Here is a 13381-nt window from a genome sequence, read left to right on the forward strand (position 1 = left end):
CCGGCCTGGGTGTGGTCCAGCGGTGGTGCGGAAGGGGGCGGTGCGAGTGGTCCGGGAGCGGCGTCCTACACCGTGTCCCGCCAGTCCTCGCCGAACTCGGCGAGCTCGTCCTCGTCCAGGGTGATCAGTGGCTCCTCGAAGGCTTCGGCCTCCGACACCGGGACGAGTTCCTTCACCGCGGTGGCGAGTTCGGCCACCGTCTTGTGCGTGAACACGTCCCGGGGCGTCATGTCCAGGCCCTCCGCCCGGGCCAGCGTGACGAGCCTGATGGAGACGATCGAGTCGCCGCCGAGGTCGAAGAAGCTGTCGTCGATGCCGATCCGGCGCGCCCCGAGGGCCTTCTCGAACAGCTCGCACAGCTGCCGCTCACGGGCGGTGCGCGGGGCACGGCTGTCCGCGGCCGCGGCGAAGTCCGGCTCGGGCAGGGCGTCCCGGTCGAGTTTGCCGCTCGGGGTGACCGGCAGCCGATCCAGGGTGACCACGACCGCGGGCACCATGTACTCGGGCAGTGCGGCGGCGACCCTGCCGCGCAGCGCCACCGGGTCCGGCTCGGCGCCGGCCACCGGAGCGACGTACGCGACGAGACGGCGCGTGCCGGGGCTGTCCTCACGCACGACCACGGCCACCTGCGCGAGCGCGGGGTCCTCGGCCAGTACGGACTCGATCTCGCCGGGTTCGATGCGGTAGCCGCGCACCTTGACCTGCCGGTCGCCCCGGCCCCGGTACTCCAGGGTGCCGTCCGGCCTGCGACGCGCCAGGTCTCCGGAGCGGTACATCCGCGACCCCGCGGCGCCGTACGGGTCGGCCACGAAGCGCTCGGCGGTCAGCCCGGACCGGCGCAGGTATCCGCGGGCCAGACCTTCCCCCGCCAGGTAGAGCTCACCGGTCACGCCCACCGGGACCGGCCGCAGGGCGTCGTCCAGCAGGTACACCCGGGCGCCCACGACCGGTTCGCCCAGGGGCGGGTGGGTGCGACCCGCCAGCGGCCGGCTCATCGTGGCCATGACGGTCGCCTCGGTGGGACCGTACGCGTTGACCATGCGCCGCCCGACCGACCAGCGTTCGACGAGGTCGGGCGGGCAGGCTTCGCCGCCCACCACGAGGGTGACGCCCTCGGGCAGCGCGCCGTCGGGCAGGACGGCGAGCGAGGACGGCGGTACCAGCAGCGTCGTCACGCCGTGCCGGGCCACGGTCGCCGCGAGAGCCGGCCCGGGCAGCAGTTCGTCGGCCGGCGCGGCGACCACGGCGGCACCGGTGAGCAGGGCCGTGGCGAGCTCCCACACCGAGGCGTCGAAGCTCGGGGAGGCGAACAGCAGCACCCGCTCGTCCGGGCGCAGGGCGAGCCCCGCGCGCTGCTGGGCGACCAGGGCGGCGATGCCGGCGTGGGGTACCAGGACGCCCTTGGGTCGGCCGGTGGAGCCGGAGGTGTAGATGAGGTACGCCGCGTTGTCGGGGCGCAGCGGTGCCGTCCGGTCGGCGTCGGACAGGTCGGCCGCGGAGAGCCCGCCGATCAACTCGGCCGGCACGCCGAGGGTTTCGGTACCCGAGTCGCCTTCCAGGCACAGGGTCGCACCCGCGCCCGCCTCGGCCATCGGGCCCGCGCCCTCGGCGGTGGTCAGCACCAGGTCCGGCCGGGCGTCGGCGACGACGTAGCGCAACCGCTCCGGCGGGTAGCCGAGGTCCAGTGGCACGTACGCGGCCCCGCTCTTGAGGACCGCCAGCACGGCGAGGACCGACTGGGCCGACCTCGGCATCGCCACCGCCACGACGCTCTCCGGGCCGATGCCGCGGGCCACCAGGGCGCGGGCGAGCTGGTTGGCGCGGGCGTTGAGGTCGCCGTAGGTGACGGCGAGCGGCCCGTCGTGCACGGCGACGGCGGCCGGTCTCGCCCGGACCCGCTCCTCGAAGAGCGCGGGGAAGGTCGAGCGCGCCGGCGCCACGGCCGAGGAGGCCGCGGTGCCCAGGAGTTCGCTGCACTCGCGCGGGGTGAGCAGTGCGATCCGGCCGAGGGGGATCGTCGGGGCCTGGACGAAGGTGTCGAGGACCGCGCGGACCCGCTGGAGCAGGGAACCGGCCACCTCGGCGGTGAACAGGTCGGCCCGGTAGGTCAGTTCGAGGCTGAGGCTCCCGCCCGGCACCACGACCAGGCTGAACGGATAGTGGGACGCCCCGGGTGCGGGTGTGTCGTCGACGGAGATCCGCAGGCCGGGCACCTGCTCCTGGACGGCGTCCCGGTCCACGGGGGTGTTCTCGAAGCCCACGACGGTGTCGAAGAGTTCGCCGAGCCCGGCGACGCGCTGCACCTCGGCGAGCCCGAAGTGGTGGTACGGGCGCAGCCCGGCCTGTGCGGCCTGGAGGTCGGCCAGCGCCTCGCCGAGGGGCCGCGCCGGGTCGAGTCCCACCCGTACGGCGATGGTGTTCATCAGCAGGCCGACGGTCTCCTCGGCGCCCGCGAGCTCCGGCGGGCGCCCGGCGACGGTCGCGCCGAAGACGACGTCGTCGCGGCCCAGGAAGTGGCCGAGCGCCATCGCCCAGGCACCCTGCACCAGGGTGTTGAGGGTCAGGCCCGCGGCGCGGGCAGCAGCGGTGAGCCGCTCGGTGGCCGTCGGGTCGAGGGCCGTCGAGACCAGCTCGGGCAGCGTGCCGGGGGCGGGCTCGGAGCCGGGGGCGACCAGGGTCGGCTCGTCGAGTCCGGCGAGGGCCTCGCGCCACGCCCCGGCGGCCCGCTCGTCGTCCTGGGTGCCGAGCCACCGCAGGAAGTCGGCGAACGGCGCCGGCGGCCGGCCCCGGTCGCGGCCGGCGTGGGCGTAGAGGGCGAACAGGTCACGGAAGACGAGCGGCAGCGACCAGCCGTCGAGCAGCAGGTGATGGTGGGTCACCAGCAGCAGGTGTTCGTCGGCCGCCAGCCGGATCAGCGCCACCCGCAGCAGCGGCGGCCGCGCCAGGTCGAAGCGCCGGGTCCGGTCCTCGGCCAGCAGTTCGGCGAGCCCGGCACGCTGTTTCTCCGCGTCCAGGGCCGACAGGTCGACCTCCTGCCAGGGCACGCGCACGTCCTCGTGCACGACCTGGACGGTCCGCCCGGAGCCGAGCGAGACGAACGAGGCGCGCAGTGCGGGGTGGCGAGCGAGCAGGGAGTCGCACGCGGTGCGCAGTACGGCGGGCGACAGCGGCCCGGCTAGCCGCAACGGCCGCTGGGTGACGTAGACGTCGAGGGCGTCCGAGGACATCAGGGCGTGGAAGTGCATGCCCTGCTGGAGCGGGGTCAGCGGCAGGACGTCGGCGACCTGGTACCCGCTCGCGTCGAGCTCGGCCCGCTCGGTGTCGTCGAGGGTGATCAGCGGACCGGCGGGTACGGCGGGGCCGTTCCGCGTCTCGGAGTCCGCCACGTCCTGGGCGACGGTGGCGAGGCGGGCGATGGTCTTGTGGACGAACACGTCCTTCGCCGTCAGCAACAACCCCGCCCGATGCGCCCGCGCCGCCAACCGCATCGACGAAATCGAATCCCCACCCAACTCGAAGAAACCGTCATCCACCCCCACCCGATCACGCCCCAACACCTCAACAAACACCTCGTGCAACACCCGCTCCCGCAACGAAGACGGCGCCCGATACACCCCGCCCGAACCAAACGACGGCACCGGCAAAACCCGCCGATCCACCTTCCCGTTCGGCGTCAACACAAAGGACTCCACCACCACCACCCGCACCGGAACCATGTACTCCGGCAACACCCGCGCCACCCGACCCCGCACACCCTCAACATCCACCACCACACCAGGCACAGCACGCACATAACCCACCACACGCCGCACCCCCGCCCCATCCACAGGCACCCCCACCACCGCCTGCGCCACCGACGGATCACCCGCCAACACCGCCTCGATCTCCCCCAGCTCAATCCGGTGCCCCCGCACCTTCACCTGGAAATCAGACCGACCGCAGTACTCCACCACCCCATCCGCACCCCACCGCCCCAAATCCCCCGTCCGATACATCCGCCCACCCGACACACCAAACACATCCGCAACAAACCGCTCACCCGTCAACCCAGGACGACCCACATACCCCCGAGCCACCCCCGCACCACCGATATAAATCTCCCCCACCACACCCACCGGAACCGGCCGCAAAAACCCGTCCAACACATACACACGGGTGTTGTCGGCGGGGCCTCCGAGGGAGGGTCGGGCAGCCGCGTCGGCGTGGCAGAACATCGCGTCGACCGTGCACTCGGCCGGGCCGTAGAGGTTGTACAGGGACAGCCCGGGGACGTCCCGCAGCTCGGCCCACAGGTCCTCGCCGACCTCCTCGCCGCCGAGCGCGAGGACCCGCACGCGGTGCCGCTCCCCCGCGAACATGCCCGCGTCCAGCAGCTGCCGGGCGACGGAGGGCGTGGTGTCGAGGACATCGACAGCGGTCTCCCGCACGTGGTCGACGAGGGCCAGCGCGTCCTTGCGCACGGTGTCGTCGACGATGCGCAGTTCATGCCCGGCGACCATCCACAGCAGCTGGCTCCAGGACGCGTCGAAGCCGAGCGAGTTGGTGAGTGCGGCGCTCAGCCGGCGCCCGCCCGCCCGGATCCGCTCGGGCTCGAAGTAGTTCGCCCGATGGCTGTGGAACATGTTGACCAGGTTGCGGTGCTCGACGGCGACGCCTTTGGGGCGGCCGGTGGAGCCCGAGGTGTAGATGACGTACGCGAGGTCGGCGGGGCGCAGGGCCCCGGTCCGGTCGGCGTCGGTGAGGTCACGGGCGTCGTCGGGAAGCTCGGCCGTGTCCATGAGCAGTGCCGGTACGTCGGCCGGCAGGACGTGCGCGGTCGGGCCGGCGGCCAGGACGAGCACGGGCCGGGCCTCCGCGCAGATCGCGGCGACCCGTTCGACGGGATTCTCGGCGTCGATCGGGAGGTATCCGGCTCCCGACTTGAGCACCGCGAGGATCGCGGCGACCGCGTCGGTGGTGCGCGGCAGGGCGACGGCGACGAGCCGGCCCGGGCCCGCGCCGTGCGCGCGCAACAGCCGGGCGAGCCGGTTGGCTTCGGCGTTGAGCCGGCCGAAGGTCAGGCTGGTGGTGGCGTCGGCCACGGCGATCTCTTCGGGCGTGGCACGGACCTGTTCCTCGAACAGGTCCGGCAGGGTCCGCGGTGCGTGCGCGACCCGGCGGCCGGCGGACGTACCCGGCAGGTCGCCCGGCTCGTCGTCGCTCCACACGGGCAGCTGTGCGGCCGGCAGCTCGGGGTGCGCGGCCATGGCCTCCAGGAGCGCACACAGCCGGGTGAGGATGCCGGTCGCGAGCGGCGCGGTGTACACGTCCTCGCGGTAGTTGAGCTCGAAGCGGAGGCCCTCGCCCGGGTAGACGGCCAGGCTCAGCGGATAGTGGGTGCCTTCCGGGGTGTCCTCGACGGCGTCCCGCAGGATGCCGATGGTGAGGCCCGCCACCGAAGCGCCCTGCACGGCCTGGTCGACGGGGAAGTTCTCGAACGCGAGGGTCGTGTCGAAGAGTTCGGTGACGCCAGCGGCCCGGTGGATGTCCGCGAGGCCCAGGTAGTGGTGGTGGGACAGGGCCGTCTGCTCGTCCTGGATGCGGGACAGCAGGCGGGCCACGGGCTCTGCCGGGTCGACGCGGACCCGGGCGGGCACGGTGTTGATCATCAGGCCGACCATGCGGTCGCTGCCCGCGAGCTCCGGGGGCCGGCCGGCGACGGTGTTGCCGTAGACGACGTCCCGGCGACCGGTCAAGGAGGTCAGCATCAGTGCCCAGGCGCCCTGCACCAGGGTGTTGACCGTGAGGTCGCGGGTGCGGGCGACCTCCGCGATCCGTGCGGTGGCCGCTTCGGCCAGCTGCACGACGACCCGCCGCTGACCGCGGTCCGAGGCGCCGGTACCGGCTCCGCCGGCCACCAGGGTCGGACCGTCGACGTCGGACAGCGCGGCGCGCCACGCCTGTTCGGCCTCGTCGCCGTCCTGTTGGGAGAGCCAGCCCAGGTAGTTGGCGAACGGCACCGCCGGGGCCAGGTTCTTGGTGGTGCCGCCGTCCCGGTAGCTGTGGAACAGGTCGCTGAGCACCAGCGGGACCGACCAACCGTCGAGCAGGATGTGGTGGTGGGTGAGGACCAGGACGTGCCGGTCGGCTGCCAGCCGGACCAGCGTGAACCGCAGGAGCGGCGGTCTGACCATGTCGAAGCGGCGGGCGCGGTCCTCGGTCAGCAGCCTCGCCAGGCGCGCCCGGCGCTCGTCGGCGCCGAAGCCGGAGAAGTCGACCTCCTCCCAGTGGGGCTCCACCGTGCGGGCGATCGCCTGGACGGCCTCGCCGGAACGGCGTCTGAGGAAGCCTGCGCGCAGGCTTCCGTAGCGCTCCAGCAAGGCGGCACAGGAAGCGCGCAGTACCTCCGTGTCGAGGGCACCGACGAGTTCCAACGGCGTCTGCACGTTGTAGAAGTCGACGTCGTCGCCGTCGGCTGGTCCGCCGTCGAACTGGGCGTGGAAGAGCATGCCCTGCTGGAGCGGGGTAAGCGGCAGGACTGCTTCCAGGGATGTCTGGCTCACGATGTCTTCTTCCACTGGGCTTCGAGCTCGTCGAGTTCGTCGGCGTCGATCCGCACCAGGTCGTCGGTGCGAGGGGTTCCGGCGGCGGGGTCCACGTCCTGGGCGACGGTGGCCAGGCGGGCGATGGTCTTGTGGACGAACACGTCCTTCGCCGTCAACAACAACCCCGCCCGATGCGCCCGCGCCGCCAACCGCATCGACGAAATCGAATCCCCACCCAACTCGAAGAAACCGTCATCCACCCCCACCCGATCACGCCCCAACACCTCAACAAACACCTCGTGCAACACCCGCTCCCGCACCGAAGACGGCGCCCGATACACCCCACCCGAACCAAACGACGGCACCGGCAAAACCCGCCGATCCACCTTCCCGTTCGGCGTCAACACAAAGGACTCCACCACCACCACCCGCACCGGAACCATGTACTCCGGCAACACCCGCGCCACCCGACCCCGCACACCCTCAACATCCACCACCACACCAGGCACAGCACGCACATAACCCACCACACGCCGCACCCCCGCCCCATCCACAGGCACCCCCACCACCGCCTGCGCCACCGACGGATCACCCGCCAACACCGCCTCGATCTCCCCCAGCTCAATCCGGTGCCCCCGCACCTTCACCTGGAAATCAGACCGACCGCAGTACTCCACCACCCCATCCGCACCCCACCGCCCCAAATCCCCCGTCCGATACATCCGCCCACCCGACGCACCAAACACATCCGCAACAAACCGCTCACCCGTCAACCCAGGACGACCCACATACCCCCGAGCCACCCCCGCACCACCGATATAAATCTCCCCCACCACACCCACCGGAACCGGCCGCAAAAACCCGTCCAACACATACACACGCAGGTGGGTGAGGGGCGTGCCGACCGGTACGCCGGCCGGGTTCTCGCCTGCCACGGCGCGGCCGGTGGTGGTGTAGACCGAAACCTCGGTGGGGCCGTACTGGTTGTGCAGTTCCGCTCCCACCACGGCATGGAAGTGGTCGGCCAGCGCTCCCGTCAGCTGCTCGCCGCCCACGAACACCCGGGTGAGGCTGTCGCAGCGGTCACTGCCCGGTTCGCGCAGGAAGACCTCCAAGGTGGACGGCACGAACTGGGCGACGGTGACCCGTTCCTCGCGGATCAGCGCGGGCAGGTAGCCGGGGGCGACCTCGCCGTCGGGCCGGGCCACGACCACGGCGGCGCCCTGCTGGAGCGGCCAGAAGATCTCCCACACCGACGGGTCGAAGCTGAGCGAGGTGCGCTGCAGCACGCGGTCGGCCGGGCCGAGCGGGTGGCGTTCCTGCATGCCGGCCAGGTAGTTGGTGACGCCCGCGTGAGTGACCACGATCCCCTTGGGACGGCCCGTCGATCCTGAGGTGAACACCACGTACGCCGGGTGTTCGGGCCGCAGGCCCAAGGCCGGTGCGAGGACGGCGGCTTCGGGTCCGAGGCCGGCCAGGAAGGCGTCGTCGACGACGAGGACGGGCCGGGTCTGCGCCAGCATGTGCTGGATGCGTTGGTCGGGGTAGTCCGGGTCGAGCGGCAGGTAGGCGGCGCCCGCCAGGTGGATCGCGTGCAGGACGACGATCAGCTCGACGGACCGTCGCAGTCGGACGGCGACGACCTGCCCCGGGCCCGCGCCCTGGGCGGCCAGGGCACCGGCAAGCCGACCGGCGCGGGCGGCCAGCTCCGCGTAGGTGATCCGCTCGCCGTCGCAGACGACCGCGACGGCGTCCGGGGTGCGTCGTGCCTGCGCGGCGAAGAGGGCCGGAAGCGTGGTGGCCGGGACGTCGCCCGCGGAGTCCTCGGTGTGGTGTGCCGGGGTTGGCCGTTCGGCGTCGGTGAGCAGTGACATCCGGCCGACCAGCCGGTCGGGAGCGGTCGCGAAGGCCTCCAGGGCCAGGCGCAGCCGACCGACGCAGCTCTCGGCGTCCGCCGCCTCGAACAGGTCGCCCCGGTAGGTGAGTTCCAGTCGCAACCGCTCGCCCGGCACCACGGACAGGCTGAGCGGATAGTGCGTGCCACCGGTCGGGTCGGACTCCTCGACGGTGACGCGCAACCCCCTGGCCTGCTTGAGGATCTCCTCGCGGTCGATCGGCGCGTTCCCGAAGACGACCGAGGTGTCGAACAACTCGCCGTGTCCCGCGAGCCGGTGCAGATCCGGCAGGCCGAGGTGGTGGTGTCCGACGAGCGCGCTCTGTTCGTCCTGGACCCGGGCGAGCAGTGCGGCCAATGGCTCACCGGGGTTGAGGCGAATCCGGACCGGGAGGGTGTTCATCAGCAGGCCGACGATCTCGTCCACCCCTGCGAGCTGCGGCGGACGGCCGGAGACGGTACCGCCGAAGACGACGTCGTCACGGCCGGTGAGGGTGTGCAGGAGCAGCGCCCACGCCCCCTGGATCACGGTGTTGAGGGTCAGGCCGCGGGTGCGGGCCGTGCTTTCCACGGCCGCGGTGAGGCCCGCGGGCAGTTCGGTGACCAGCAGGCCCGGGAGGGAGTCGGCGGAAGCCGGGCGTGCGGGGGCCACCAGGGTGGGCCCGTCGAGGTCGGCGAGCGCCCGCTGCCACGCCTGCTCGGCGGCGGTCCGGTCCTGGCTCGCGGCCCAGGCGAGAGAGGCACGCAACGGTACCGGTGCGGGCAGCTCCGCTTCCGCGCCGTGCAGGAGTGCGAGCACGTCGCGCAGGATCAGGGGCACCGACCATCCGTCGAAGAGGATGTGGTGGCCCGACAGGGCGACCAGGTGCCGTTCGTCCGCCAGCCGGATCAGGCTGAAGCGCAGCAGCGGCGGCGCGAACATGTCGAACCGGGTCCGCTTGTCCCGGGCGAGCAGGTCGGCCAGGCGCCCGCCCCGCTCCTCGGGCGGCAGTCCGCGCAGGTCGTGCTCGTACACGGGCACCTCGACGTGCCTGGCGACGAGTTGCAGCGGCTCACCCGCCGCCGACTGCGTGAAGCCGGCCCGCAGGGCGGTGTGCCGCTCCACCACGGCCTGGCAGGCGCGTCGGAAGGCGCCGGAGGTCAGCGGGCCGGACAGCCCGAAGACCTTCTGCACGGTGTAGGCGTCGGCTCCCTCGGCGAACCCGGCGTGGAAGAGCATCCCCTGCTGGAGGGGGCCGAGCGGCAGCACATCCGCCACAGGGCCCTCACCCGTCGTGTCCAGGTGCTGCCACGCCTGCTCCAGACGGGCTCGCTCGCCGACCTCCAACGAGACCAACTCGACGTCTTCCACGGGGAGTTGTGTCGGCTCCTCGACGGGTTCGGCGGCATGGGCGGCCAGCTCCGCCACCGTCCGGTGCGCGAACACCGCCTGCGGGGTGAGCGGGATGCCGGCGCGGGTGGCCCGCGAGGCGAGCCGGACCGCGACGATGGAGTCCCCGCCCAGCTCGAAGAAGCTGTCGTCGATGCTCACGCGGCTCGCACCGAGCACGGCACCGAACAGCTCGCAGAGCTTGGCCTCGCGCGCGTCGCGCGGAGCGCGCCCGGTGTCCGAGCCGGTGTACTCGGGTCGGGGCAGCGCCCGATGGTCCAGTTTGCCGCTCGGGGTCAGCGGCAGATCGGGCAGGAACACCACGGCTGCCGGGACCATGTACGGGGGCAGCGCACGACCGACGGTGTCGCGCAGCGCCGTCGCGTCGAGCGGCTCGGCGCCTGCCGCCGGGACGACGTACGCCACCAACTGGCGGATGCCCGGCCGGTCCTCGCGGGCGACGACGCTCACCCGGCCGACGCCGGGCGCCTGGGCGAGGACGCTCTCGATCTCGCCGGGTTCGATGCGGAATCCGCGGACCTTGACCTGTCTGTCGGTGCGGCCGAGGTAGGTCAGTTCGCCCTCGGCGGTCCGGCGGGCCAGGTCACCGGTGCGGTACATGCGGGTGCCGGGCGGCCCGTACGGGTCGGCGACGAACCGTTCGGCGGTCAGTCGGGGGTTGTTCAGGTAGCCGCGGGCGAGCCCGTCGCCGCTCAGGTACACCTCGCCCGCGACGTCGGGCAGAACCGGCCGCAGGGCGGTGTCGAGGACCCGGACCCGGGTGCCGGGGACGGTCCGGCCCATGGGGGGGACGGTCCGGCCGGACAGCGGCGGGGTCTGGGTGGCGATGACCGTGGACTCGGTGGGCCCGTAGGCGTTGACCATGCGTCGGCCCGGGGACCACCGGGCGACCAGCTCCGGTGCGCACGCCTCGGCGCCGACGACCAGCGTGACGCCCTCGGGCAGACCGTCCGGCTCCATGGCGGCCAGGGCGGACGGGGCCATCAGCAGGCAGTTGACGCCCAGTTCGCGCACCAGGGCGGCCAACTGCGGCCCGGGCAGGAGCCGCTCCGCCGGGGCGACGACGGCGGCCGCTCCGGTCAACAACGCGGTGCACAGCTCCCAGATCGAGGCGTCGAAGCCCCGTGACGCCAGCTGGAGCACCCGGGTGTCCGGGGTGAGGTCCAGGAGGGCCTTCTGGTGGGCGAGGAGGCCGGCCAGGCCGGTGTGCGGGACGACGACGCCCTTGGGGTTGCCGGTCGAACCGGAGGTGTAGATGACGTACGCCGGGTGGGCGGGCCGCAGCGGCGCACGACGGTCGGCGTCGGTGAGGTCGGTGTCCGGCGGTCCCGGCACGGGCCGAGGGGTGAGGCTGTCGGCGTCGTCCAGGTGCAGCCGCACCACATCGGGGGCGAGGGCGGGGTCATCGGCCGCGCGCGTGGTCAGCAGGAGCACCGGCGCGGTGTCGTCGAGCATGGTGGTGACCCGTGCCCGTTGGTGGACGAGGTCGATGGGCAGGTAGGCCGCGCCGGACTTCAGTACGCCGACGACGGCCGTCAGGGCGGCGACGCCGCGCGGCAGGGCGACGGCCACCACGCTCTCGGGCCCGGCCCCGCGTTCCACCAGCGCCCGGGCCAGCCGGTTGGCGCGGGCGTTGAGCTCGGCGTAGTCGAGGGTTCCGGCGGCGGAGAGCACCGCGGGACGGTGCGGGGTGGTGCGGACCTGCTCCTCGAACAGGTCCGGGAACGTGCGCGCGGGCACCGGAGCGGACGGGCCCGGGAGCTGTCCGGCGGCCAACGCCGCTGCGCGCTCGGCCGCTGTCAGGACATCGGTCCGGGCCAGTGCCCGGCCGGCGGGCGCGCCGAGGAAGCGGGTCAGGAAGTCGAGGAAACGGCGCTGGTGCGCGGCGAGTTCGTCGGCGGTGTGGCGCTCGGGATTGGCTTCGAAATCGATCCGCATGCCCTGGCCGTCCGGCCCCGGGTGGCAGGTGAGGTTGAGGTCGTGGACGGCTCCGCCCGACAGTGCGGTCAACGTGGCCTCGCGGCCGGCGAAGTTGCTCTCGGAGCCGGCCGGCATGATGTTGACCAGCACGCCGAACAGCTGCTCGTTCGACCCGAGCATCCGCAGGTCGCGCCGCAGGTCGTCGTAGGGGTGGCGCTGGTGCGCGAGGAGTTGCCCGAGGCGCTGTCCCACGTGCCGGACCAGCTCGCTGCGGCTCGCCCCGGGATCGACGGAGAGCCGCAGCGGGAGCGTGTTGGAGACCATGCCCGGCACGTTCTCGGAGCGTGCTCCGACCCGTGCGGCGACGGGCACTCCGATGGCGAGGTCGGTGGCTGCGGTCATGCCGTGCAGGTACGCGGCGACCGCCGCCAGCATCACCACGCTCCACGAGGTACGGGCTTCCCGCCCGGCGGTGCGCAGCGCCTGCAGTTCGGCGTGGGGCAGTTCACTGGTCGCGGCCAGGGCGCGGGCCGCGGCGCCGGTCGGTACGCCGGGAGCCAGGCTGACCGTCTCGGGCCGGTCGTCGAACGCGCCGGTCCAGTACGCCTTGTCCGCCCGGTAGTCCGCGGACGCCCGGTACTCGGCCTCGTCCGCGAGGAGGTCGGTGAGCCGGCCGAGCGGCCGACCGGAGACCTCCTCGCCGGCGGCCAGCTGCTCGTACACCTCGGCGATCCGCCGGGAGTGGCGCACCGAGCCGTAGCCGTCGGACAGGATGTGGTGGCTGCGCTGGTACCAGAGGTAGTGGTCGTCGCCGACGCGCATCAGCACGTGCACCGACAGGACGTCGGTGAACAGGTCGTTCGCGGTCCGGCTGTCGCGCTCCATCAGCGCGCGCGCCGCGCCGAGGGGGTCGGCCTCGCCGCTGAGGTCCAGGTCCTGCCAGGTCGAGCAGCCCGGGGCGACGGGGCGCTGGTGGGGCCCCTCGGGCAACTCGACGAATTCCACGTCGAAGGTTCCGCTCTCGGCCTCGGCCCGGCGCACCGCACGCGCCAACAGGCCGCCGTCCACCGGCCCGTGGATCTCCATGACGACGACGGTGTTGTAGGCGGGATTGCCGGGGTCGAGCTGCTGGGCGTAGAAGACTCCCCGCTGGGCGACCGTGAGCGGGAGGAGGCCGCTGCCCGCGGGATGGTGTGAGGTCACTGCGTCGCGTGAAGTCATTCGGAGTGTCAACCGCTCTCTCGTGAACCGCTCTCTGGTGCGCTCTGGGGTGGGCCGGGAGCCGGCAATTCGAGACGATGCTGCACTTCCCGCACAACCGCTCACCAGGCAACCGACCGGCAATCGCGCTGCCCGGCGAAGCTGCCGCCCGACGCCGGCGAGTTACCGCCCGCGTGCCTGGTGACCGCCGCCCGGCCGCTGCCAGGCGGCGCGGGTCCGCGGCGCCCCACCCCCGCCGGGCGTCGGGCGCGCCCGGAAACCCCGAAGGCGGCTCCGCCTACGCGGTCCGGGCCCACGGCTGTTGCCCGCGGTCCCCGTTCACGCAGGCCCACAGCGGCGCGCCGGCTTCCCTCGGGTCGGCGGTGGCTGGCTCCAGGGTGAAGAGGGCGGTGTCGGAGTCCTCTTCGAAAACGGCGGTCGTGGCACCGAGTG

General features: G+C 72.8%; 2 protein-coding genes. Both read right to left on the bottom strand.

The features are described from left to right. Window positions 1-65: 65 nt before the first annotated feature. A complete protein-coding gene (locus ABD385_RS30520; protein WP_344582132.1) occupies window positions 66-6542 on the bottom strand; it encodes an amino acid adenylation domain-containing protein in 6477 nt (2158 codons plus the stop codon). After that, on the bottom strand, window positions 6539-12949 hold the full coding sequence (locus tag ABD385_RS30525; protein ID WP_344582134.1) for an amino acid adenylation domain-containing protein: 6411 nt from the start codon (window positions 12947-12949) through the stop codon (window positions 6539-6541). Before ABD385_RS30525 ends, ABD385_RS30520 begins: the two co-directional genes overlap by 4 nt. Window positions 12950-13381: the final 432 nt, after the last annotated feature.

The organism is Streptomyces lunalinharesii, from assembly GCF_039532155.1.
In the GTDB taxonomy this organism is placed as follows: Bacteria; Actinomycetota; Actinomycetes; order Streptomycetales; family Streptomycetaceae; genus Streptomyces; species Streptomyces lunalinharesii.

Excerpts from the sequence above, each read along its gene's own strand:
- ABD385_RS30525 (WP_344582134.1), bottom strand. The coding sequence starts at position 12,949 with ATGACTTCACGCGACGCAGTGACCTCACACCATCCCGCGGGCAGCGGC.